General features: G+C 36.0%; 22 protein-coding genes, 1 other RNA gene and 1 other annotated feature. Of the genes, 5 read left to right on the plus strand and 18 right to left on the minus strand.

The genetic code is table 11. The features are described from left to right. Positions 1-10: 10 nt before the first annotated feature. The 5 genes from H7K77_RS04355 to H7K77_RS04375 form a co-directional block, all read right to left on the minus strand. A complete protein-coding gene (locus tag H7K77_RS04355) occupies positions 11-670 on the minus strand; it encodes a tetratricopeptide repeat protein (RefSeq protein WP_186576497.1) in 660 nt (219 codons plus the stop codon). 128 nt (positions 671-798) lie between these two features. Then, positions 799-1911 carry a tRNA 2-thiouridine(34) synthase MnmA gene (mnmA, locus tag H7K77_RS04360; protein WP_186576498.1) on the minus strand — a complete coding sequence of 371 codons (1113 nt, stop codon included), beginning with the start codon at positions 1909-1911 and terminating at the stop codon, positions 799-801. Positions 1912-1941: 30 nt separating this feature from the next. Beyond that, positions 1942-3084 carry a cysteine desulfurase family protein gene (locus tag H7K77_RS04365; protein WP_186576499.1) on the minus strand — a complete coding sequence of 381 codons (1143 nt, stop codon included), beginning with the start codon at positions 3082-3084 and terminating at the stop codon, positions 1942-1944. A gap of 14 nt (positions 3085-3098) precedes the next feature. Further along, entirely contained in the window at positions 3099-3518 is a 420-nt protein-coding gene (gene cymR / locus H7K77_RS04370) for a cysteine metabolism transcriptional regulator CymR (protein ID WP_186576500.1), read from the minus strand. Continuing rightward, positions 3472-4143, minus strand: coding sequence for a YczE/YyaS/YitT family protein (locus tag H7K77_RS04375; protein WP_186576501.1), 672 nt, complete (start codon positions 4141-4143; stop codon positions 3472-3474). The genes cymR and H7K77_RS04375 overlap by 47 nt, the downstream gene beginning before the upstream one ends. Before the next feature lie 305 nt (positions 4144-4448). Here H7K77_RS04375 and H7K77_RS04380 point away from each other — a divergent pair, with 305 nt between their 5' ends. Both H7K77_RS04380 and H7K77_RS04385 read left to right on the plus strand, forming a co-directional pair. Further along, the gene (locus H7K77_RS04380) at positions 4449-5717 is read left to right on the plus strand and encodes a replication-associated recombination protein A (protein WP_186576502.1); all 1269 of its coding nucleotides are present in this window, start codon (positions 4449-4451) and stop codon (positions 5715-5717) included. A gap of 119 nt (positions 5718-5836) precedes the next feature. Then, entirely contained in the window at positions 5837-6553 is a 717-nt protein-coding gene (locus tag H7K77_RS04385; RefSeq protein ID WP_186576503.1) for an RsfA family transcriptional regulator, read from the plus strand. Positions 6554-6722: 169 nt separating this feature from the next. Here H7K77_RS04385 and ssrS read toward each other — a convergent pair. The 4 genes from ssrS to H7K77_RS04405 form a co-directional block, all read right to left on the minus strand. After that, a non-coding RNA gene (gene ssrS / locus H7K77_RS04390) (6S RNA) lies at positions 6723-6913 on the minus strand. A 106-nt stretch (positions 6914-7019) separates the two neighbouring features. Further along, a complete protein-coding gene (aspS, locus tag H7K77_RS04395; RefSeq protein WP_186576504.1) occupies positions 7020-8789 on the minus strand; it encodes an aspartate--tRNA ligase in 1770 nt (589 codons plus the stop codon). Then, positions 8782-10071, minus strand: coding sequence for a histidine--tRNA ligase (gene hisS, locus H7K77_RS04400; RefSeq protein WP_186576505.1), 1290 nt, complete (start codon positions 10069-10071; stop codon positions 8782-8784). Before hisS ends, aspS begins: the two co-directional genes overlap by 8 nt. Before the next feature lie 91 nt (positions 10072-10162). Next, positions 10163-10386: a binding site (T-box leader), on the minus strand. 87 nt (positions 10387-10473) lie between these two features. Further along, entirely contained in the window at positions 10474-10647 is a 174-nt protein-coding gene (locus H7K77_RS04405; protein WP_186576506.1) for a hypothetical protein, read from the minus strand. Positions 10648-10742: 95 nt separating this feature from the next. Here H7K77_RS04405 and H7K77_RS04410 point away from each other — a divergent pair, with 95 nt between their 5' ends. Continuing rightward, positions 10743-11678, plus strand: coding sequence for an N-acetylmuramoyl-L-alanine amidase (locus tag H7K77_RS04410; protein ID WP_222599211.1), 936 nt, complete (start codon positions 10743-10745; stop codon positions 11676-11678). A gap of 46 nt (positions 11679-11724) precedes the next feature. Here H7K77_RS04410 and dtd read toward each other — a convergent pair whose 3' ends face one another. The 7 genes from dtd to H7K77_RS04445 all read right to left on the minus strand — a co-directional run bounded on the left by dtd (position 11725) and on the right by H7K77_RS04445 (position 21236). After that, positions 11725-12171 (minus strand): D-aminoacyl-tRNA deacylase, encoded by a 447-nt coding sequence (gene dtd / locus H7K77_RS04415; protein WP_186576507.1) that lies wholly within the window; start codon positions 12169-12171, stop codon positions 11725-11727. A 45-nt stretch (positions 12172-12216) separates the two neighbouring features. Then, complete coding sequence (locus H7K77_RS04420) at positions 12217-14421, minus strand: RelA/SpoT family protein (protein ID WP_186576508.1); 2205 nt, start codon at positions 14419-14421, stop codon at positions 12217-12219. Between the two features lie 254 nt (positions 14422-14675). Continuing rightward, positions 14676-15188: an adenine phosphoribosyltransferase gene (locus H7K77_RS04425; protein ID WP_186576509.1), complete on the minus strand. Its 513-nt coding sequence runs from the start codon at positions 15186-15188 to the stop codon at positions 14676-14678. Beyond that, a complete protein-coding gene (gene recJ / locus H7K77_RS04430; RefSeq protein WP_186576510.1) occupies positions 15178-17523 on the minus strand; it encodes a single-stranded-DNA-specific exonuclease RecJ in 2346 nt (781 codons plus the stop codon). The genes H7K77_RS04425 and recJ overlap by 11 nt, the downstream gene beginning before the upstream one ends. Before the next feature lie 67 nt (positions 17524-17590). Continuing rightward, positions 17591-17926 carry a LapA family protein gene (locus H7K77_RS04435; protein WP_186576511.1) on the minus strand — a complete coding sequence of 112 codons (336 nt, stop codon included), beginning with the start codon at positions 17924-17926 and terminating at the stop codon, positions 17591-17593. 560 nt (positions 17927-18486) lie between these two features. After that, on the minus strand, positions 18487-20742 hold the full coding sequence (gene secDF / locus H7K77_RS04440; RefSeq protein WP_186576512.1) for a protein translocase subunit SecDF: 2256 nt from the start codon (positions 20740-20742) through the stop codon (positions 18487-18489). A 200-nt stretch (positions 20743-20942) separates the two neighbouring features. Continuing rightward, positions 20943-21236, minus strand: coding sequence for a post-transcriptional regulator (locus tag H7K77_RS04445; protein ID WP_186576513.1), 294 nt, complete (start codon positions 21234-21236; stop codon positions 20943-20945). A gap of 112 nt (positions 21237-21348) precedes the next feature. On the opposite strand from H7K77_RS04445, the gene spoVB reads away from it, so the two are divergent. After that, complete coding sequence (spoVB, locus tag H7K77_RS04450; protein WP_186576514.1) at positions 21349-22899, plus strand: stage V sporulation protein B; 1551 nt, start codon at positions 21349-21351, stop codon at positions 22897-22899. Between the two features lie 51 nt (positions 22900-22950). On the opposite strand, the gene H7K77_RS04455 is transcribed toward spoVB, so the two are convergent. Both H7K77_RS04455 and H7K77_RS04460 read right to left on the minus strand, forming a co-directional pair. Next, positions 22951-23631 (minus strand): DUF421 domain-containing protein, encoded by a 681-nt coding sequence (locus tag H7K77_RS04455; RefSeq protein ID WP_235988829.1) that lies wholly within the window; start codon positions 23629-23631, stop codon positions 22951-22953. 75 nt (positions 23632-23706) lie between these two features. Further along, complete coding sequence (locus H7K77_RS04460) at positions 23707-25008, minus strand: ArsB/NhaD family transporter (RefSeq protein ID WP_186576515.1); 1302 nt, start codon at positions 25006-25008, stop codon at positions 23707-23709. A gap of 191 nt (positions 25009-25199) precedes the next feature. On the opposite strand from H7K77_RS04460, the gene H7K77_RS04465 reads away from it, so the two are divergent. Next, a complete protein-coding gene (locus tag H7K77_RS04465) occupies positions 25200-25577 on the plus strand; it encodes a TIGR04086 family membrane protein (protein WP_186576516.1) in 378 nt (125 codons plus the stop codon). Positions 25578-25799 lie beyond the last annotated feature (222 nt).

Genomic DNA, 25799 nt, shown 5'->3' on the forward strand with positions numbered 1-25799 from the left:
ATTAATCGTTTTATCCTTGTAACATTTCGTCAATCGCTCTATTCGCATTAGCAGCTAAGAGGTTCTCTGGGTTGATTTCCAATGCTTTGTCGAAATGTTGCTTCGCTTCCTGCACCTTCTCTTGATATAGATAGGTTACACCCATGTTGTAATGGGCATCACTATGCTCCTCATTTAGATCTAATACTTTTTGAAAAGTTTGCTGTGCAATATCTATTTGATTGGTTTGTGCCAAAGATAGACCGTATTGGAACCAGATATCTTCATCATTAGACTTTAGCTCAGCAGCTCGTTGTAGATATGGTAGAGCCAATTTATGTTGATCTTGATTTTGCAAGCTTAAGCCTAGCATGAAATACACATCCCCTTCATCGAGGCCAAGCTTAATTGCTTGTTGGTAATTCTCTTGTGCTTGATGAAACATTTCTTGTTCAAAATAAACATTGCCCAATCCATAATAACCAGTAGCCGCTTTTGGTTCTAGTTCCATACCTTTTTTGAAAAAGGTCTCCGCACGCTCATAGTCGTTCATATGTAATAGTAAGTTACCAAAATTAATATATCCTAAATAATCATCAGGGTTTTCCTCGATCGCTGCTGTAAAAAATTTCACAGCTTCTTCTAGATTGCCTTCTTGCATAAACTGAACACCTTTATTCATTTCACTCATTACCACCATCTCCTAATCTATTGCTGACTAACCGTTCCCATCATTTATTATTTATTTTACCATGTTCCTTGTCGCTACTAAAATAAAAAAAAGATAGGACAGACATTTTGTCTGCCCCCTCTACTAATTTATCCAACATAGTCTAATGGCGTATCATTTTTTATGATTTCATCTATCGTACCACCACCAAGACATATTTCATCTTGATAAAATACGACTGCTTGCCCAGGTGTAATAGCTCTTTCCGCTTCATGAAACGTTACTTTTACCTTATCATTGTCAATCGGTGTAACTGTTACTTTGCTGTCAGTTTGACGATATCTAAATTTGGCCGTACACTCAAGTACTTCTGTTAAGGGTTCTTCATTCACCCAGTTCAATTGAGACGCGGTTAACCCATCTGAATATAAAGAATCATTGCCAAAACCTTGCTCTACATAAAGTACGTTCTCTTTTAAGTTCTTACCAACAACAAACCATGGATCACCTGCGCCTCCTATTCCTAAACCTTGGCGCTGTCCGATCGTGTAGTACATAAGTCCCTCGTGTTTTCCTTTTTCCACACCACTTAACGTCTTCATTTTACCTGGTTGTGCTGGTAAATACTCACTTAGGAATTCTTTGAAATTCCGTTCTCCAATAAAACAAATCCCTGTACTATCTTTTTTATGTGCAGTTGCTAAGTCATGCTCAGCAGCAATTCGACGCACTTCTTTTTTGGGTAAATGCCCTAATGGAAACATAACCTTAGATAAGACAGATTGAGAAAGTTGGTTTAAGAAATAAGTTTGATCCTTATTATCATCTACACCACGAACCATTTCGTATTTATCACCTATTTTACGCACCTGAGCATAGTGACCGGTTGCTAAATAGTCGGCTCCTAGTGATAAAGCATGATCTAAAAATGCTTTAAACTTAATTTCCTTATTACACATCACATCAGGATTTGGTGTACGTCCAGCTTTATATTCATCTAAGAAATAAGTAAACACTTTATCCCAATATTGTTTCTCGAAATTAACAGCATAGTAGGGGATATCTAATTGATTACATACACGTACGACATCATCAAAATCCTCAGTTGCCGTACAAACGCCATTTTCATCGGTATCATCCCAGTTTTTCATAAAAATACCAACGACATCATATCCTTGTTGCTTTAGTAATAAAGCAGTAACAGAAGAATCTACTCCTCCACTCATACCTACAACTACTCGTGTGTTTTTATTGTCTTTCATGCTGTTCACCACCTTATTTTTACTAATTTTTTATTTTATAAGTCTATTTATAATAGAAGCAACTCTTGTTGCTGCTTCTGTAACTTCATCTTCAGAATTGGGAAGCCCGAAACTAAAACGAATGGAATTAATTGTGCGATCATTTGATGACCCATACATTGCCGAAAGAACATGGGAAGGCTCAACGGAACCAGCCGTACATGCACTTCCACTAGAAGCAGAAATACCAGATAGATCGAAGTTGGTTAATAACTGTTCTACATTGGTACCCGGAAAGCTAATATTAACTATAGATGGAATAGCATTTTCCAGGTCTCCATTAATGGAAAAACTTACTTTTTCAGACTCGAGTTTTTTTAAAAATAACTGTTTGTACGTATTGTAGGCTAAATTGCGATCGTCTCGTTCTGCTTGGGCCAACTCGATTGCTTTTTGAAACCCTATTATACCCGTTACATTTTCAGTACCTGGACGCTTTTTTCGTTCCTGTTGACCACCGTGCTGTAAGGAAGAAATTTTCACATTCTCGTTTATATAGAGAAATCCTACACCTTTTGGTCCATTTACTTTATGTGAAGAGACAGTTAATAAGTCAACTCCGAGCTTATCTACATCTATATCTAGTAAACCATAAGCTTGTACTGCATCCGTATGGAAGTATGCTTGATGCCCTTTTAGAATCTCTCCTATTTCTTTTATCGGTTGAATAATTCCTGTTTCGTTATTAACCATCATAACAGATACCACAATCGTTTCATCTGTTAACGCATCTTTCAAATCCTGTACGTTAATTTGTCCATTAGATTGCACTTGCAAATATGTGACAGTAAAGTCCTGTTTTTCTAAACTTTCTGCTGCATGTAGAATAGCATGATGTTCAATCGTTGTCGTAATGATATGCTTACCTTTATCTTGATTAGCTAAAGCTGTACCAATTAACGCAAGATTATCTGCCTCAGTTCCACCACTAGTAAACGTTATATTCTTCTCATTCGCACCAATACTTGAAGCTGCAACTTTTCTTGCATTATCAAGTGTTTGCCGCGCTTTTCTACCATACTGGTGGATACTGGAGGGGTTGCCATATACTTCTTCTAAGCTTTTCTGCATCACCTTTATTACTTCGGGATGAACAGGTGATGTTGCAGCATTATCTAAGTAAATTCCATTCATTTGCCTTCCTCCTATTAAATGTAGAACATGTACGGATCTTGGTTACCAGTATCCTCATATTTACTTAAGTCGTCTAAGGTTGTCGTATCTAACACGTTCTTTACTGCATCTCGGATACGAATCCATAAATGTTGCTTTGCAGGCTCTTCATCTTCAATTCCTTCTACCGGAGTAATAGGACCTTCGAGAATTCTTATAATATCTCCTGCAGTAATATCTACAGGCTTTTTAGCTAGTATATATCCACCATAAGCGCCTCGAATACTTCTAACTAAAGAAGCATTACGTAATGGCGCCACCAATTGTTCTAAATAATGTTCTGATAAATTATTTTCCTTTGCAATTGCTTTTAATGACATTGGGCCTTTCCCATCATTTTTCGCTAATTCAATCATAATGGTTAGTCCATATCTTCCTTTTGTTGAGATTTTCATCTCGCACTCCCCTTTTCAATGCATTATTCAAAAATTGTTCTGCTTGAGGTATAGTAACACCTACTACAGAACCGATCGATAACACAATAACAATTGTTCCTACACCTATTGGACCGCCTAAAAGCCAGCCAATGACAAACACTACTAGTTCAATAGCATTCCTTACGCGAGACAATTTCCATCCAAACCTTTTACTCATATACAACATGACACTATCTCTAGGACCAGCACCAAAGTTTGGTGCCACATAGACACCTACACCTATTGCCGTTATAAATATTCCTAGTATTAACAGCACCACTTCAGTCCAATACAAATTTGGCTCAGGAATTAACCAATTAAACAAATCAATAAACAGCCCAAGTAATATCATATTTAAATATGTACCTATAGTTGGTAGTTTTTTTGTTAGATATGCGGTTAACATAACTATAATTAAACCGGTAATAATCGACCATGTACCTATCGTTAATCCAAATTGAATATATAACCCATAGTGGAATACATCCCATGGACTTAATCCCAGGTCCTTAGCTTTTATTGTTAAACTGACACCAAACGCCAAAATAATAATACCCGCGAAAAAAAACAACCATCTTATCAAATATTCTCTTTTGTTACTCAATTGTAATGCGTCCCTCTTTGATGATTTTATTTTAAAAACATGATGTTAAATAGTATGTCCTATAGTATTTACGAAATAATCTACTATTTAGCCAAATAATTGCTAAACTACCAACGGTAATTATAGCACGAATGACATGTTTCTTGCATTTTCGAACAGGAATAAGTACGCTAAAGATATAAAAATACGAAATTATGTTCGCTGTAAAACTTCATAAGTCTTGTGATAAAACAAAGAATAATTTTAAAAAAATTAACTCTTATTGTCAAGCTATTAGAATTAGTTACTAAAGGAGAATAAGTCCGATGAATAATAAACCACTAGCGTTTAGGATGCGACCTAATAGTATCAATGAAATTATTGGTCAAAAGCACCTAGTAGATCAAGGGAAAATGATACGTAGAATGATTGAAGCTAATCGTCTTGCTTCTATGATTTTATTTGGTCCTCCAGGAACTGGAAAAACATCTATGGCAATGGCATTAGCCAAAAGCTTAAATTTACGCTTTAAATTATTAAATGCGGTAGTTGATAAGAAAAAAGATATGGAAATAGCTGTAGAAGAAGCTAAAATGTCGGGACATCTTGTTCTAATTTTAGATGAGGTTCACCGTCTAGATAAAGCTAAACAAGATTTTTTATTACCACATGTTGAAAGTAACTTGCTGACTTTAATTGGCTGTACGACAAGTAATCCATATCACTCTATCAATCCTGCCATACGAAGTCGAACACACTTATTTGAATTATATAAATTGGAACCAGAACACATAATAGAAGCGATAAACAGGGCGGTAAATGATTCTGTCAATGGATTAGCAAATATGAATATTGAGATTACAGAAGATGCGCTTGAACATTTTGCCAATTCTGCCAACGGTGATTTACGGGCAGCATTAAATGGATTGGAATTAGCAGCCTTCTCGACTCCTGAAAAAGATAACACAGTCTTCATTGACTTGGAAGTTGCAGAAGCATGTATGCAGAAGAAGAGCTTTTCTCATGATAAAAATGGGGATGCACATTATGATGTGTTGTCAGCCTTTCAAAAGTCTATTAGGGGTAGTGATGTCAACGCCGCCCTGCACTATTTAGGCAGATTAATAGAAGCTGGGGATCTTGATAGCATATCTCGTAGAATGATCGTCATCGCTTATGAGGATATCGGGCTAGCTAATCCACAAGCAGGGCCTCGGGCATTAGCTGCTGTTGAAGCTGCTGAACGGCTTGGTTTTCCAGAAGCAAGAATTCCATTAGCAGTTTCAATCGTAGAACTATGTCTATCACCAAAATCAAACACAGCATACAAAGCTTTAGATGAGGCCTTGTATGATATTCGTCATAGTAACTCCGGAGACATACCTGCTCACCTTAAAGACGCTCATTACAAGGGTGCTAACTCGCTTGGTCGTGGTGTAGGTTACAAATATCCACACAATTACGAGAATGGTTGGGTTGAACAACAGTATTTACCAGATAAAATTAAAAATAAAAAATACTATCAACCAAAAGACACAGGGAAGTTTGAGAGATCATTAAAACAGGTTTACGATAGAATGGAGAAAAAATCATAAGTTTATGAATATAGCGTATAAACTCCTATCTTTTAGGTAAAACTAGAAAACAACATTACCAAACTAGTTCTATGAATCAGTAATCATAAACAGTTATCTATTAGAAGGAGTGAATGTTAGTGGTAAAAGTAAGACAAGACGCATGGTCTCATGAAGATGATTTACTATTAGCGGAGACTGTATTACGTCATATTAGAGAAGGCAGTACCCAGTTAAATGCATTTGAAGAGGTTGGTGACAAATTAAACAGAACGTCTGCTGCTTGCGGATTTCGTTGGAATGCTGAAGTTAGGCAACGTTACGAACAAGCTGTTTCTATTGCAAAAAGACAAAGAAAAGAGAAAAAACGTGCATTAGCAAGGCAGCAACAGTCTACAACTAGACAAGAGGTTATTCCTGCTACTCATACGGAAACAGAACAATTTTCCATTCCAAGTCAGGAAATAGAATTGGATGCAGAACCCTTACCAAAACGCTCTGAACTAGATTTCAGCACCTTACCTAGTTCAGATTTTGAAAGTAACGAAATGAATATCGATAATATAATAGATTACCTTAGAGATATTAAGAAAGATGTAAATAATTCCACTCTTTCGAAAAGTGGTATGGAACGATTACAAAGAGAAAACGAAGAGCTTAAACAAGAAAACCAATTGATGGAGAAGAAAATAGGTCAGTTAGAAAAGCAATTACACACCGTACAGGAAGATTATCAGGTATTAATTCAAATCATGGATAGAGCTAGAAAAATGGTTGTTTTTGATGACGATGAGACAGTACCAACGCCCGCATTCAGAATGGAGAAAAACGGTAATTTAGAGCAAGTTGCTAGATAACAACCTTTTCTGGAAAGTTAATAATACGTCGTCAAAAAGCATGAATATCTAATTTGTTCATGCTTTTTATATGGAACCTAGCAAATAATCTATTATTCAAAAAAGCTATCAGGTATTTTCCCTGATAGCTTTTTAATTAATTTTCTTAAATAAGTACATTATGTAAGTAATCAATCCCAATCGTGCCGTCGGTGTGATGAGTTTTGATCCCGCTCTTGGCAGGTGGGTGCTCAGTTCCATATTTTATACTTCCTCTCTCCGTCATAAAGGAGGCATGTATGCCATATAGAAACAAGAAGCTCCCGTATTTATTGATGTTCGGTCAAAACGTCAATAAGACGACGAACACATCAGGATTGATCACTAGATACTTAATTACTTTGTAAGAAAATAATAGCATATCGCGCTACTCATTTCAAGGAATCTAAAATGACGATTGTTTTACAATTTTACATTTTATTTACATTTATTCTTTTTTCTTTAAAGCTAGATTCAATTCATCTAATTGGTTTGTACTAACACTTCCCGGTGCTTCTGTAAGTGGATCAGATGCAGATGCTGTTTTAGGGAACAGAATGGTATCGCGCAAATTAGTCCTGCCTGCTAATAGCATAATAAATCGATCAAATCCCAAAGCTATACCACCATGTGGAGGTGCACCAAACTCAAGTGCTTCTAGTAAGAACCCGAATTGCTCTGTTGCTTCCTCTTCCGTGAATCCCAATACCTCAAACATCTTATTTTGCATGTCACGTTGATAAATACGCAGTGATCCGCCACCAAGTTCGTATCCGTTTAACACAAGATCATACGCTTGTGCTTTTACTTCACCTGGATTTGATTTTAGCTTATCAAAGTCTGCCTCAGCTGGCATTGTGAATGGATGGTGAGCGGCAAAATATCTTCCTGCTTCTTCATCATATTCAAATAATGGCCACTCTGTAATCCATAGGAAATTAAATTTACTTTCGTCAATTAGTTGCAACTCTTTACCTAATTTTAACCGTAGTGCACCTAAGCTGTCATAGACAACACTTGTTTTGTCTGCGACGAATAACAACAAATCCCCATCATCTATTTGAAGAACATTACGTAAGTCAGAAACCTCTTGGTCTGATAAAAACTTAGAAATTGGTCCTTTCAATTCGCCACTTTCAGCTTTTAACCACGCCAAGCCTTTAGCACCATAAATCTTGACAAAATCTGTAAGAGCGTCAATATCCTTACGTGAATAGTTACCAGCCTGACCTTTAACATTTAATGCACTTACTTTTCCACCAGATGTTACAGCCCCGCTAAACACCTTGAAACCAGATTCTTTTACAATCTCGGACACACAAGTTAATTCGAGATCAAATCTAGTATCTGGTTTATCAGATCCAAACCGCTCCATTGCTTCGTCATATGGCATGCGCTTGAATGGAAGCGTTACGTCAACACCCTTGACTTCTTTCATCACTTTTTCCATCATGCGCTCCGTCATAGACATAATGTCATCACTAGTCATGAAAGATGTTTCAATATCGATTTGGGTAAATTCAGGCTGTCTATCTGCGCGAAGATCTTCATCCCTAAAACATCTAGCAAATTGAAAGTATCGCTCAAACCCTGATACCATTAATAATTGCTTAAATAATTGTGGTGATTGAGGCAAAGCATAGAAATGACCTGGATGTACCCGGCTAGGTACTAGATAATCCCTAGCGCCTTCTGGTGTACTTTTCGTTAGCATCGGTGTTTCCATTTCTAAATATTGTTCTTCGTTCAGAAAGTTTCTAATAACCTGTGAAGCTTGATGTCGTAGTTTAAAGGTTTGTTGCATTGGTTCACGTCTTAAATCCAAGTAACGATATTTTAAACGTAGATCTTCTGAAACATCAAGTTCATCTTGTATTTGAAATGGTGGATTTTTTGCTTCATTTAAAATAGAAACTTTATCTACTACAATTTCTACTTCACCTGTCTTCATTTTTGGATTAATAGTAGACGGGTCTCGATTGACTACCTTACCTGTTACTTCCAATACATATTCACTTCTTACTTTTTCAGCGATGGAAAGTGCCTCTTTTGAAACTTCTGGGTTAAATACTATTTGAACTACACCTGACCTATCTCTTAAATCAATAAAAATTAATCCACCTAAGTCTCGTCTTTTCTGCACCCATCCTTTTAAATGGATCATCTGTTCTACATTTTCAGTGCCAATCGTCCCTGCCAACTTTCTATCTTTATACATGGTCATTCCCCTTTCGTAATTTATTCTTCATATAGGTAATAAAGTCACTGATTGATACTTCAGTTTGTTCTCCAGTTTCCATATCTTTAACACTTACAATATTTTTATCTAGTTCATCTTCGCCTAGAACCATCACAAACTTGGCATTTAACCGGTCTGCTGCCTTAAATTGTGCCTTGAATTTTTTGTCTTGATAGTCTTTATCTACTTGAATTCCTGCTTTTCGTAGTTCATATGTTAATCTAACGGCTTCGTCTTTTGCCTTGTCTCCTAACGATACAAAATAGCAATCTACACTTTCATCAGTAGGTAGAGTAATCTTTTCAGCCTCTAATGCCATTAATAATCGCTCTATACTCATAGCAAAGCCAATCCCTGGTGTTTCTGGCCCTCCTAAACTTTCCACTAAACCGTTATACCTTCCGCCTCCAGATAGAGTTGTAATAGCACCAAAACCTTCTGCATCACTCATAATTTCAAAAGCTGTATGATTATAATAATCAAGTCCACGAACAAGATTCTGATCAACAACATAGGAAATACCCATGTTATCTAGGTGCTTTTGTACTTTTTGAAAATACTCTCGCGACTCATCATTTAAATATTCTAGAATAGAAGGCGCTGTAGACATAGCCGGGTGCTCTCGATCTTTTTTACAATCTAGGATACGCATTGGATTTTTCTCAAGCCTTGATTGACAATCACCACAAAGTTCTTCCTTTACAGGAGTGAAGTGATTAATGAGTGCATTGCGGTGCTCCATCCTACTTTCGCTATCACCTAAGCTATTTATCACTAACTTTAAAGAACGTAATCCAAGTTCTTGGTAGCCACTCATGGCAAGAGCTATCACTTCTGCATCTACTGCAGGATCTGCGCTACCCAAAGCTTCCACTCCAAATTGGACGAATTGACGCATTCTACCTTGTTGAGGTCTTTCATAACGAAACATTGGTCCAAAGTAGAACAGTTTAGTTGGTTGATTTGGTAGGCCGAATAATTTATGTTCTACAAATGCTCTGACAACAGATGCCGTTCCTTCTGGGCGAAGTGTTAAACTTCTATCACCGCGATCTTGGAATGTGTACATTTCCTTCTGTACTATATCCGTTGTATCACCAACACCACGCTGAAATAACTCTGTATGCTCGAAAATCGGGGTGCGTATTTCCTTATAATTGTAGCGATTACTTAAGTCTTTCAGCTTTCCTTCCACATACTGCCAGTTCTCTGTTACTCCTGGTAGTAAGTCTTGTGTACCTCTAGGTAATTTAATATTCATGGTTATTAACCCCCTTAAATTATAGATAGATATGTATGGTTAAAATACTTATATAATAAATTTGCCCATAAAAATAAACTCTCATCCCAAAAGAAGGGACGAGAGTTATACCCGTGTTGCCACCCTAGTTGAAGTCAAATTGCAACTTCCACTCAAACAGTTAACGCCTGTCTACGTTTGTACCTACTTTGTTTTTTCGATACAAAACCTTCGGAATGTCTTTCATCAGATCATCTAGTAGGAATTCTCTCAGCCTTTGGAATTCCCTCTCTCTACTTGTGTCCCTCTGATTACTTGTTCCATCATCAGTTATACTAGTTTATCAATCGAACCATTTAGACATGGTTTCGACATAATTAAATTCAGAATTGTTTATAATAATAAAGATTGTCAAGAAACTTGTCAAGCACGATTTAGCTTTTCTTTTAATTTTTTCACATCACCAAGGGTTACACCTAATTCTTCTGCAATTTCCATGCTATTATGGGAACCTTCCATTTCGACAAAACGATGAAAGTTAGTACCATACAGTTGATGTATAGCGTGTGAGCCTGCTAGTTTTTGATTTAATCTCATTTATGTCCACCTCTTTTTTGTTTTGACTTTCCTACTCTTTTCTTATTACTATAAGATTATGATCAAAATTAGGTTGGCTAAAGGGGAATGGAATATTGAATAAAAGTCTCTTTACCTTTTTATTTTTAGGTATAACTATTGTAATTTTGTCCATAACAACAATTGTTTATGCAAGCGAGGCTATAATCAACGTAAATAATTTAAATGTTAGAAATGGTCCAGGAACCGAATTTGATACTATTTCACAAGTGAATCAAGAAGACTACTTCCAAGTATTAAGGGTGCAAGGTGATTGGGTGGAAATTGAACTTGATAATAGTACAACTGGATGGATCGCTAAACAATTTGTTACATTGGAGGAAGCTAAAGAGGAAGAGGATCAATTGAATACCATAAAGGACGAAGAACCAGTTAAAAATGATTCAAGTGGAGCAACCAATCAAGAAGCTCTTCAGAATGATTTAACCTTAGATTTAAGACACGACAATAATGGGGTTAAAAGCAAAGTTATCGTTATTGATCCTGGACATGGCGGTAGAGATGTTGGAGCTATTGGAATTAGTGGTAGTTTTGAGAAGGATCATACGTTAAAAACTGCTTTAGTATTAAAAAGTTATTTAGAGTTGTTGGGTGCAGAAGTCATTTTAACTAGGGATAGTGATCAATATTTATCGCTAAGTGGACGAGCAAGTGTAGCAAACAACAAAATGGCAGACTTGTTTATAAGTATTCATTACAACAGTACACCACAATATCCAACAGCTAGTGGTGTGAGTACTTACTATTATTCTGAAAGAGACAAGCTACTAGCTGAAACAATCCAACAAGAAATACTAGTTTCAACTAGTATGGAGGATCGAGGAATTCACCAAGAAAGTTATCAAGTAACCAGAATGAATCATCGACCATCCTTATTATTAGAATTAGGATTCCTTTCAAATCCTGAGCAAGAAGAAAATATACAATCTAATGTGTTTCAAAGCAAATTGGCCCAAGGAATTATATCTGGGATAGAACATTATTTTCGTTAACAACAAAAAGTGTCGAGCATGTAATATACTCGACACTTTTTAAATCTTATCTATCTTGACTATCAAGAATTAACGTTACAGGTCCGACATTCGTAAGCTGAACGTCCATCATTTCACCAAATTTACCTGTCTGAACCTCAATCTCTTCCTCTTGTATTAACTCATTAAACGCTTGATATAATTTAAATGCATGATCGGGTTTAGCCGCATTCATAAAATTTGGCCTTCTACCTTTTCTAGTATCCCCATATAGTGTGAATTGGGAAATGGATAACACACTACCACCAACGTCCTTTAAAGAAAGGTTCATCTTTTCTTGTTCATCTTCAAAAACTCTTAAATGAATCAGCTTATTAACAAGATACTTCACATCCTCTTCTGTATCCTGGTGGGTTATCCCAACTAGGGTAACTAGACCGTTACTAATTTTCCCCACTATTTCACCATCTACACTGACACTTGCATTTCTTGCTCGTTGTAAAACAACTTTCATTATTTGCTCTCCTTACAAGAAAGAATTCTAATCGTTCACCATACTTTACTGTAGCATTCTTTCAACTGTATAAACATCTTTAATTTGCTTTAAACGATCCACCATTTTTTTCAGGTGATTTACATTATGAATAAGGATCGTGATATGAATAAGAGCCATTTTATTCCGATCAGATTTACCACTAACAGCAATAATATTTGTCTTTGTTTCGTTTACTGCTTGTAAAACATCATTCAAGAGTCCACGTCTATCGTATCCAGATATCTCTAGATCAACATGATAATGCTTTGTCTGAGTATCAGTGTTTTCCCATTCAACTTGTAAAATTCGGTCCTTTGCTTCATCTGTTTGAATGTTTGGACAATCTAAACGGTGAACCGAAACACCTCTCCCCTTTGTAATATAACCGACAATTCCATCCCCCGGAACAGGATTACAGCATTTGGATAATCTAACTAAAAGGTTGTCTACACCTTCTACACGTACCCCAGAATCTCGTTTATGACTAGTTGCAGGTTTTAAAGTATTACTTTTTACGCCTTCAATCGTCTCTTGTAGATTTTGATCCTTTTGTTGCTTTATCCGAATGGATTCCGTTAACCTAGTTGCTATTTGTGCAGCGGTAATTCCCTGATAACCAACAGCTGCATACATATCCTCGTCGTTAGCAAAGCTGAATTTCTCCACCACTTTTTTAATATTGTCTGGTGTAAACACTAATTTAGGGTCGTAGCCTGTTTCTTTTACTTCTTTTTCTACCATTTCCTTGCCTTTCATTACATTCTCATCTCGTCTTTGTTTCTTAAAGAATTGCTTGATCTTATTTTTAGCTTGAGATGTTTGGGTAATCTTCAACCAATCTTGTGAAGGTCCATAAGAATGTTTAGATGTCATCACTTCTACGATGTCACCATTTTTCAATTGATAGTCTAATGGCTCCATTTTGCCATTTATTTTGGAACCAATTGTTTGATTCCCTATCTCTGTATGAATTTTATAAGCAAAGTCTAATGGAACAGAACCAGCAGGTAACTCAATTACATCCCCTTTAGGTGTAAACACATACACCATGTCTGAAAATAAATCTACCTTTAGTGATTCCATAAATTCTTCAGCATCATGTGTTTCATTCTGCCACTCAAGAATGTCACGGAACCACGATAAATTTTCTTCAGAGTTCTTTTTATGAGGATTAATCTGTTTCCCTTCCTTATAAGCCCAGTGAGCAGCAATCCCAAATTCAGCTATCTCATGCATCTCTTTCGTTCTAATTTGAACCTCTAGAGGTGCCCCTTTTGGCCCAATAACCGTGGTGTGTAAAGATTGGTAAAGGTTCGGTTTTGGCATGGCTATATAATCCTTAAATCTTCCTGGCATTGGCTTCCAACAAGTATGAATGATGCCTAACACTGCATAGCAGTCCTTAATGCTATTAACAATAATTCTAACAGCTAATAAATCATAGATTTCATTAAACTGTTTATTTTGAAGTACCATCTTACGATAAATACTATATAAGTGTTTTGGTCTTCCAGAAAAATCAGCCTTAATATGAACTTCTTCTAACTGATTTTGTACCTCTTGCATCACTTCATCGATGTAGTTTTCTCTTTCGTTTCGCTTTTGTTTCATTAGATGGACAATTCGATAGTACTGCTGAGGATTAAGATAACGAAGTGCTGTATCCTCCAACTCCCACTTAATCGTTGAAATACCAAGACGATGTGCTAGTGGTGAAAAGATTTCCAAGGTTTCATTTGAAATTCTACGTTGTTTTTCTGGCGGTAAATGTTTGAGCGTCCGCATATTATGAAGGCGATCAGCAAGTTTAATTAAAATCACGCGAATATCTTTTGCCATGGCTATAAACATTTTTCTATGATTTTCAGCTTGTTGTGCTTCTTTTGATTTATATTTAATTTTACCAAGCTTTGTTACCCCATCAACTAGCATGGCAACTTCACTATTAAATTTTGTAGCAATTTCTTCTACAGTTACTGCCGTGTCTTCTACAACATCGTGTAAGAAACCACCAGCAATAGTCTCAGGATCTAATTCTAAATGAACTAGTATACCCGCAACTTGTATCGGGTGTATGATGTAAGGCTCTCCTGATTTTCGGAATTGACCTTTATGCGCTTCTTCAGCATAATGATAAGCTCGACTAATAAATTCAGTATCCTCTTTTGATAAATACTGGGAAGCCTGATTTATAACATCTTCTGCTGTCAAAATTATATCTTTCGACATGTGATCACCTTTGTCCCTTTTACTCTGCTCATTTAGAAATGATCAGTTTATCTATTTTTATATTATTTACATTAAAATACTTATAAATAAATGCTTTCTTCTAGTATCAAAAAAATAATAGCAAATGTAAAGTATAAATAATTATTAAGTGGATTTTCTTTTAATAAACAAAACTAAAAAATATAAGTATATATAGGAAACAAGGAGTACCCTATTTTATTGTAAACAGAGTACTCCTTATTCAATCATTTATTTTAGTATTCCATCAAAGTTAAGACATCATGACCTTTTAATTTGTCACGACCATTTAAGTAAGTTAATTCAATTAAAAATGCACAACCTACTACTATGCCGCCTAGTTCTTCCACTAATTTTATAGTAGCTTCAATCGTTCCCCCTGTTGCAAGTAAATCATCTGTAATTAATACTCGTTGCCCAGGCTTTATTGCATCCTTATGAATAGTTAGCACATTGGTGCCATATTCTAAACCATAATCTACTTTAATTACTTCACGAGGTAGTTTACCTTCTTTTCTAACAGGGGCGAATCCAACTTCTAATGCATAAGAAACAGGACATCCGACAATAAACCCTCTTGCCTCTGGCCCAACTACTAAATCTATTTCTAGCTTTTTGGCATATTCTACGATTTCATCGACTGCGGATTTATAAGCTGTTCCGTTATCCATCAAGGTAGTTATATCTTTAAATTTCACTCCCTCTTTTGGCCAATCCTCAACTACTGTAATATACTTTTTATAATCCAATACTTACTTCCTCCTTAGGTGCTACACCTTTGTTCATTAATAGAGAGAACCACTCTTGTAATTCTTTATAGTTAGAGTAATATAACGTTTCTTCTATTTGTGACTGTTGCTCTTTTTCTTGGTACGACAAAGATTCGGATAAATCTTTTTTGATAGGGTCAGTATTCGGCACAATATTACCCTTGTCCATTTTAACAAATTCTAACTCATGAAACACCTTAATCATGAATTTAATTTTATCTTGTTTCCAACCTTTGTGTTTCATTAATTTTGGTGTATCAACAGATAAGTTAAAATATTTCCGTTTCAACAAGAGAGCATAGAACCATTTGAAGTCCTCTCTAGTTGGCATTGCATTAAAAAATTGACTATCATCAACATGATAACAAGCAAATATTCTTTCCGGTTTAGTAGCAGCATATACTGTCTCTAAGTCCTTTAACGTCCTTGGTAAATCCAACAGTACTAAATCCGTTACCGTCACCTGTTCTAACCACTTCAGTTCCTGCGGATTAAATTGAATGTGCCAAACATCCTCAGGTAAGGAAATATCCATATTTTGAAAACTAATGGCCAAACTAGTTGTTCTTAAACTAGGAATTACTTGCTTTTGCCAATGTTTGGAACCCCGATGATCAAATAGTTGCCATTCCTTCACCGCTAAATCACGAAGTAAAATTTGCACACGTTTTTTACCATTCCACTCATTTAACTGCAGTTCACCCACCGCCTCCACCAACGAATGTGGCGAGATAACTGGATATAATTCTCCCATCCCAAAACCTACACTATCAATTTGGGCTTGTCCTTCTTGAAAGGTTATTTTCAAATGGTTTTGTTGACTACCAATTTGCCTTAACTCAGAAGGTGTTGCTTTGAGATGAAAATAAGGTTTGGGATTTCCCATTCCAAAAGGTGAAAGTTTATCGATTTCTTTAATTAAATCTAAACTTAACTCTTCTATGTTTACAGAAGCGTCAACTTTCAATAATTGTTTATAATCTTCTGAAGACAACTTTTGCTGTGCACGAAGGTTTAGTTGCTCTCTTAACACGTTCACATTCTCTAGCGGAAGTGTCATTCCAGCTGCTTGAGCGTGTCCACCAAAATGGGTAAACGTCTCGCGTATCTCCATACAGTTTGAAAACAAATCAAAGGCATCGATGCTTCTAGCAGAGCCTTTAGCATGTCCCTTTTCTTCATTTATAGATAACACAATAGCTGGTTTTTGGAATTTTCGTACAAGTTTAGAAGCTACTATTCCTAATACCCCTTCGTTCCAACCGGCTTTAGCTACCACAAGTACTTGGTTGTGTTCACTGTCGCTAGTCTCCACCATTAATTCTGCTTCTTTAGCAATATCAGAAACTATCTTTTGTCTTTCTTGATTTAGTTCACTAATAAAGTTCGCAAGCTCTTCCGCTTCATGAGGATCGTCTGTCAACATTAAATCTACCGCGACATTAGCATCTTGTAATCTTCCCACTGCGTTTATTCGTGGACCAATTAAAAAGCCAATATCTTCCTCAGTCACTGCTCCTTCAATCTTACACAGCTTTTTCAATGACTTTATCCCTGGACGGTTAGAGGTAGTGATTGCCTTTAATCCATGGTGGGCTAGTACTCTATTTTCCTCTACAAGCGGCACTAAATCAGCAATTGTTCCAATAACGACTAAGTCCAATAAATGAACTGGGAAATAGCCCAACAAATGTTCTGCAAATTTAAAAGCTACGCCAACTCCTGCGAGTTCTTTAAATGGGTAGTTTTCAGAACATTTCGGATGAATAATAGCAAATGCATCAGGTAACTGATCTTGCGCTTCGTGGTGGTCTGTAATAATCAGATCAATTCCGAGTTCTTTAGCAACTTCCGCTTCATGAATTGCTGCTATACCTGTATCAACGGTTATGATTACTTGATACCCTTGAGCTTGTGCATCCCGAAAAGCTTTCTCATTTGGTCCATACCCTTCAGTAAACCGATTAGGTATATAGTATTCACAAATCGCACCTAATTCTCTTAGTGCTTCAACCATTACAGTTGTAGAACTAACACCATCTGCATCATAATCTCCAAACACTAGGATGCTCTCACCTTTTTCAATGGCATCCAATACTCTTGCCTTCGATTTATCTATGTCACTCAATAAAGAGGGAGCTAATAAGTCATCTAGCTTTGGATCAAGAAAGGACTTGGCTTGTTCCACTGATTGAATTCCACGCTGAATTAGTAGCTTCTCAGTGAGTGGAGAGATATTTAATTGTTTCAATCCATTTGTTTCGTTTGAATTGTCATTATATGTAAATTCCCAATTCGATTGGCTCTTTAACATAAATTCACCCCTGACTCACTTATTATACAGGAGTAAATCAGGGGTAGCAAACAGATTATCGCTATTGTTATTCATTGGAAGATTGCCCAATTTTTTTTGTCACTATATTGTCTTGTTCTGTTGCCTCTTCAGCATCAATATTTACTGATACATTTTCTTGTAATTTTTGATTTTCTTGTTGTAAATTCCGAACTTGTCGCTGCAGTTTAAATAACCTTAGAACTCCTACTGCTGCTGTAATAACCCCACCCATTAAAACCGAGAATAAGATTACCAGGATTAATGGAGCATTTCCTGTTCCAAATAAATAATTCACTTCAACTGGATCAACATTGATCACAGCAAATATTGCTACAATAACTGCAAATACAAGTGCTAATATGATATAAGATTGGCCCTTCATGTGTATCCTCCTTTATTCATATGTATTGTCTGCTATAAAAGCAAACAGCATACATCAGTGTCCCATTTATCTATGTTAGTATATCAATTCCCTATCACTTCACTGAGGAAACTTCATTTATAACCAAACTTTACCGCACCGATTTTACCTCGTACAGAATATCCATAGACTCGCCAGTAAGAAATTGGATAGGCAATATAACGAAGCGAATTCTTATTGTTCCGCTAATTTCGCGACGTTAGCTGCCCTCTAACAAAGCGAATTCTTATTCTTCTTCTAATTTCGCGATGTTAGCTGCCCTTTAACAAAGCGAATTTTTATTGTTCTTCTAATTTCGCGACGTTAGCTGCCCTTTAACAAAGCGAATTTTTATTGTTCTTCTAATTTCGCGACGTTAGCTGCCCTTTACAAAGCGAATTCTTATTCTTCTTCTAATTTCGCGATGTTAGCTGCCCTTTACACAGCCTTTTTCTATGGCTTTTAATAAGCATTTGTTCGGGTACCTTAGAAGAAACAATAGCCATAAAAAAATCCCTTTCCAAAGAAAAGGGATTTTTTTATTAGACCTGTGGACTATCGTTACGTTTTTTCTCTACGTACATAATTGGTTTTTCTTTAATATTTCGCCCTCTCCATACAAGCCATATCTGTGCTGCAATGAATAGAGAAGAGTACGTACCGGCAATTAAACCAATCACTAGTGCAAATGCGAAATTAGTAATAGAAGTTGCTCCAAAGAACAACAGCATAACAGCAGCAAACACCACGGTTAATACGGTGTTGATACTTCTACCTAAAGTTTGCATTAAACTTCTATTAATGATAGAAGCTAACTCACTAAAGGAGCGCACTCGTTTCTTCGCTTTTAAATTTTCCCGTATCCTATCAAAAGTAACAATTGTATCATTAATCGAATATCCGACAATCGTTAAGATTGCTGCAATAATCGTTATGTCAAATTCAACTCTTGTGATACTAAATATAGCGATAATAAAAAATGCATCATGTAATAACGCCAGAATGGCAGCTAGTGCAAAATATATTTCAAAGCGGATAGTCACATAAATAATGATACCTATCGATGCATATAGTACAGCTAAAAATGCATTCTTAGCTAACTCCTCACCAACAACTGACGAGACTGTACTTACATTAGGATCACTACCATACTTATCACTGAAATACGTTCTTATTTTAGTAACAGTACCTTGATCTAGTTCCTTATCAAACCTTGCAACAGCAATTTCACTTTCATCACCAGAGATGACAATTTTACCATCCGGATTCAGTCCTAATTCCTCGTAATCATTTTCAACTTCTTCTTGAGTAAGCGCGTTTTCAGCTAGTACTTCCACTCTAGAACCACTTGTAAAGTCTATTCCTAGATTTAAACGAAATACCCCAAGACAGATTACACCCGCTAAGACAAGCACTATCGATATTGTAAAGAACTTTTTACGGTTACCAACGAAATCAAACTGTTTTCCAAATACAGTTGGTTCTACTTCTTCTTTATTGGCAATATCTTTAATATCAGATTGCTTAACACCAAACCAACCCGGTCGTTTGTTTAAGACTTTACTGTTTATCCAAAGACCAAGGAATATCCTAGAACCAAAAACAGCTGTAACAAAACTTAGTACAATACTAACAATTAAAAGTGTTGCAAAACCTTTAACAGAACTAGTCCCAAATGCAAATAATACACTAGCAGCTATTAAGGTTGTGATATTCGCATCAAAAATAGTAGATAAGGAGTTACTGCTTCCAGATTTAAATGCAGCGACTACCGATTTTCCTTCTTTTAGTTCTTCCTTGATTCGTTCATAGGTAATAATATTGGCATCAACTGCCATACCAACCCCTAGGATAATGGCGGCAATTCCCGGTAAGGTTAGGACACCATTCATTAACTCAAATATAAGTAAAATTAAGTAGATATAAATACTTAATGTGATCGTAGCAATTATACCTGGAAGTCGATAATAACCGATCATGAACAAGAAAATGAGTGCAACACCTAGTATCCCTGCAAAAATTGTCTTATCCATTGCTTGTAATCCAAACTGTGCCCCAACTGCGTTAGAGTACTCTTCCTCTAAATTAACTGGTAACGATCCAGCATTTAGAACATCCGCAAGTTTTTGTGCAGACTCTATCGTAAAATTACCTTCTATTTGAATTCTAGAAGTATTTAATACTTGATCAAATCCTGGTGCCGAAACATATTTCGGATCAGCCTTAGCTGATTCCGCTTCAAAGGAATCTCCTTCTTCAAAGTCCATCCAAATAACCAAACGATTGGCAATGTCACTTTCTAAAATTTCACGAGTAGCATCGCCAAACTTAGAAGCCTTTTTGAATTCAACTGTGACAATTGGTTCATTTGTTTGTGGGTCAAAGTCTTGTTTTGCACTACCCTCTTTAATATCAGAACCGTTCAAATATTCCTTATCGTTTACATCCCTAAGTGATAAATCAGCTGTTGTTTGTAGCAACTCTCGTGCTTCGTCCTGGTCTTCAACCCCAGCCAACTGGACACGAATTCGGTTAGGCTCTTCAATATTAAATTTAGGTTCATTGACACCTAACGCATCGACACGGTCTTGTAAGATAGTTACGGTTGATTCTAATTGCTTCATTGTTACTTCAGCATCTTTGTCCAAAGGCTTTACATCATAAAGTATTTCAAAACCACCTTGTAGATCTAAGCCTAATTTAATATCCTTTGTTATTCCGGTAATCGTTGTTCCAATCGTTCCTGCAAATAATAATACGATTAGAAAAAAAGCTACGATTCTACCTCGTTTTACCATGGTGAATTGCCTCCTTAACTCCATCCACTATAACGGTATGTATTAGCAAATTAAAACAAATAGGATAAAAAATCACAAACTTTCATATTATGTGTCAATTAGCTACTTGCATGGATCGAGTACTTTCATATTAATTATTTATAACACTAAGTAATTATGAAACTATAGTTCCCATATGTCAATTAAGGATAGGTAAATTATTACTCCCGTCCTTGTGTAAGTGCTGCTATCGAGGCGAGTAAATTGTCATCATTATACGTTTGTACAGTTAAATAACTCATATATTTATTCGCACTTAAATGAAATATATCTTGAACCACCTCATGTAATCGCTTTTCTGGATCATCGTTATTCCATACTTTATCATTCAAGCAATTCCAAACGTCATCTGGCGTTGTTCGTGAATATCCCAATAATTTAAACTCTTCCACTTTACTTTCTATTACTATAGAAAGCATTGCCTTCCACTCACTAACAGGTTTAACAATTGTCATCTTCCTGCCCCCAACAAATATTTTTACGATAGCTTGTCATGCTTGCCCACATTATTCGCATATACATCATTGTATATGAATTTTAAATTTTTGAGAAGGCAGGTCGGTCAAAGTGACCAAACAAACATTTTTACAAGGAACGTTAATTCTCATTCTAGCAGGAATGATAACCAGATTTCTAGGATTTATTAATCGTATTGTTGTGGCGAGATTAATGGGAGAAGAAGGTATAGGTCTATATAATATGGCTCTTCCTACCCTATTTTTAATTTATACTTTATCTCAAATTGGACTACCTATCGCTATATCTAAACGGGTTGCAGAGGCTGAAGCATATGGCGATAAGCGGAAGATTAAACAAATTTTAATCATATCTTTAACGATCACAGGTACATTAAGTATTTTCTTCATGATTGGCATGATTTTATTTGCACCAGTAGTAGCGAATACTTTATTAACTGATGAGAGGACACTTTATCCTTTACTAGCTATTACGCCTATGGTCCCTATTAGTGCCATTTCCTCTGTGCTCAGAGGTTACTTTCAAGGTAGACAGAATATGAAACCACAGAGCTATGCACAGGTTATAGAACAGGTTGTCCGCATTACATGTGTAGCTTTTCTCGTTAAATTATTTTTACCTTATGGAGTCGGTTTTGCAGCTGCTGGTGCAATGATCTCAGTTATTATTGGTGAATTTATTTCCCTACTGTTTATGATGCGCATGTTCAAACTGAAGAAACGTATAAAGGTAAGAAGCAAAATGTTTCAATATCTACGAACTGGTAAAGATACGTTCAAACAGTTAATGACAATAGCTTTACCTGGAACAGGAAGTAAGCTAGTAGGATCTATTTCGAACTTTCTTGAGCCGATTCTTGTTGCCCAAAGTTTAGCGATTGCAGGGGTACAAACAGCTATGGCTACAAAGCAATATGGTGAACTAACTGGTTATGCCCTACCGCTTTTGTTTTTACCTACTTTCATTACGCATTCGTTAGCTGTTGCTTTGGTTCCAAACATTAGTGAAGCAGACGCTAAAAATAATAAGAAATTAATTCACTACCGAATTCACCAAGCGATCAGAATTTCCTTTGCATCAGGAGCGATTGCAACCATTATATTATCTTTATTTTCAGTACCAATTTTGTCCTACATGTATGACACTAGCAATGCAAGTCGATTCTTAGTCGTAATGGCACCTTTTTTCTTATTTCTTTATATTCAATTCCCTCTCAATGCTGCTCTACAAGCATTGGATCATGCAAAACCAGCAATGTGGAATAGTATCATTAGTACTGTCGTAAAATTTATTTTATTAATTGTCCTTGCAACAAACGAACAATTCGGAATTATGGGTGCTGCTTTAGCTATGTCTGTAGGTTGCCTACTAGGGACTTTGCTGCACTTTTCAACTCTTGTCAAAGTAATATCTTTTAGAATGCCAAATACGGACATCTTAAAAATGGTAGCTCTATTAGCCAGTACATGGTATGCAGGTAAATTCTTAAAAAACTTCTTTGTCGGCTACGAATCTAATTTATTCTTATTTCTTTTCTTATTAATTTGTTTAACAATTATTTATATTGTACTCTTATTTATTTTAAGATTTATAACAAAAGCGGAATTAGAGCAAATCCCGTTCATTAAACGATTTGTATAATGGTATAGAGCTAGAGCATACAAAACCTAAAAATAAAGAGACTAGGATACCCTAGTCTCTTTCGTCGTTTAAATCTATAAACCAATTGTGATCACTATCCATCGAACAAAAAGATATTTGTTTAAAATCTGTATAACCCTGTTCATGCAGTTTATCCAACAACCAATCTTCACTCTCATTTATGTTTTGTAAGGCATCTTTTTGAATTTTGCCGTCAATAATCAATGGGAGTACATAACCATTTGGTGATATTGGTTGTGGTGATCCACTTTTTTTATCCTTTTCAAAAACTGACAATTTACCAGAAGACTCTAAAATAGCAAATTCAACATCCTGAATGCTTTTGGTTCCCGCTTCCCTCAACTGCTGTAGCAAATCATTAAAATTATAGCGGTTTTTCCTCATTTCTTTCTCATCGATCTTCCCTCTAGAAATTAATACAGATGGCTTCCCTTCAAACCAGCCTCTGAATCGTTGATTTTTCAAAGAAAGCCATGCTGTACTTCTCTGAATGAATAATAAAATAAGCATTGGGATTAAGGCGTGGATCATACTTTCTGATGGATCCTCTATTGCAAACACTGCCATTTCTGCAATCATGATGAAGACAACAATATCCAATAAACTTAACTCACCAATTTCACGCTTACCCATTAAACGAAAAATAATCACAATAATTCCATATGTCAAAAATGTTCGGAATATAATTTTTCCATACTCTAACCATTCCAAAAAAAGCTCACTCCCCTGAATTTATAAGTAACACATAATAGTGTTCCCATGGGAAATGAACTTATGCCTTCTTCCTTATAAGGTTTGTTGGAATGGTAATAAGTATCTAATGTACACATATATGGTAGAGATAATTAGGGAAATGATAACTAATGGAATACCGTATAGCAAAAATTTAACAAAGGAAATTCGTTGATTTTCTGCCTCAGCCAAACCTGCTACTACCACATTGGCTGAGGCACCAATCAATGTACCATTTCCACCTAAACAAGCACCCAATGCTAAGGACCACCATAATGGGTCAAGATTAGCCATACCATACTGTTGGAATTCTTGAGTAACAGGGATCATAGCAGCAACAAACGGAATATTATCTACAATTCCTGAAAAGATACCTGAAGTCCACAATATAAGAAGAGAGGTAAATGGTAAATCTCCTTCTGTCATCCACATAATTCCTCTTGCTAACTCATCGATAACTCCAACTTCTTCTAGTCCACCAACTAACATAAACAATCCTACGAAAAAAAATAACGTAATCCATTCCACTTGTTCAAAAACCTTCTCTGTATCTGCTTCTTTGTCTGTCATTAGTAATAACAATAAAGCACCACATACAGCTACTGTTGTCAATTCAATATGCAGAATAGGGTGTAATAAAAATCCTAAGATAGTGAGTAACAGAACAGATACAGATTGATATAACATCGGAGTTTTTTTCAAGTATTGTTGTCCATCCATCTGCATAAGTTTCTCGACAAAATTATGATTGGTCATTTTTAGTTGTTTACGAAATAAAAACACAACCGACGTTAACATAACAATAAATATAATGATTGCAAGCGGTGCTAAATTAAGTAAAAAAGATAAAAAGGTAAGATGCTCTACAGCTTGGCCGATCATAATATTTGGTGGATCACCGATAAGAGTTGCAGTCCCCCCTATATTCGCGCTGAATATAATAGTAAGTAAATAAGGAAAAGAAGGTAGTTGTAACAATTTAGTTAAGGTTAAAATAAGAGGGACAAATAGCAAAACAGTTGTCACATTGTCCAATAGTGCTGAACCAATTGCTGTTAAAATTGCAGAACCAATTAGCAAAGGAATTGGTTTTCCTTTGACCTTTTGCGCAAAGCTTATTGCAATGTATTCAAATAACCCAGTCTTTTTCGTTATGGAAACGAGGACCATCATAGAAAATAACAGTGTAACTGTGTTCCAATCAATGTAATTGGTAAAAGCATCCTCCCACTGATATATGCCCGTTAATAACAGTAAAACTCCGCCAGAAAGGGCAACAAGTGCACGATTTATTTTTTCCGACATTATAAATATATAACTCACAACAAAAACTATTATAGCTATTGTAGTTGACATAAGAATAGCCCCTTCCCACAAGTAAGAATGTACTTGTCCACCAATCCGATATACTAGAGTAGTTTATTACATACCTCTCCTCATAGAACTTACTTCTTTATAAATGTATTCAAGAGAATATAAAATATTTTAGTCTATTTAAAAAAGTTGTGAATAAAATAATCACAAATGGACAAACAGGGGGGAATGATGTGGCTAAATCACGTCTTATTGCACTAGCATACGGTTGGGTCGCTATTTTTGTCATTATGTTTTTTGCAAGTTTAATATTATCATTACTTTTACGTTTTACTTCTTTAGGTTCTTCAACATTAAATTGGACAACATTAGTTGTTAGTCTAATTGCTTTGTTTTCAGGAGGACTAATATCTGGACTTAAAGGAAAAGAGAAGGGCTGGATATTAGGAGCCTGTACAGGTATTGGCTTTACTATCATCGTTTTACTATACCAATACTTGGGGTATAGCACTGGATTTTCCACAACTCAAATGATTTACCATGGAGGATTCTTAATTGTTGCATTAATAGGAGGCGTACTGGGGGTTAACATGAGTACGGAATCAGAATAAATAGAGAGCCTCTAAATAAAACGGAACTCACCTTATGGCGAGTTCCGTTTTTTAGTTTGTCATACAAACCATTTACAAAAGGTCCCTTTCGAACCACTGTGCTATTGCAGATTTTGTATAGAATCTGCAGTAAGTTGAGACGTTGATTTCCGCTCCGGGCAGTTGCTTTCCGTGGGCAACGCCTCAGCCTCCTCGGTCGCAAAGAACGCTCCCTGTGGGGTC

The sequence above is a fragment of the Aquibacillus kalidii genome, from assembly GCF_014280935.1.
Classification (GTDB): Bacteria; Bacillota; Bacilli; order Bacillales; family Amphibacillaceae; genus Aquibacillus_D; species Aquibacillus_D kalidii.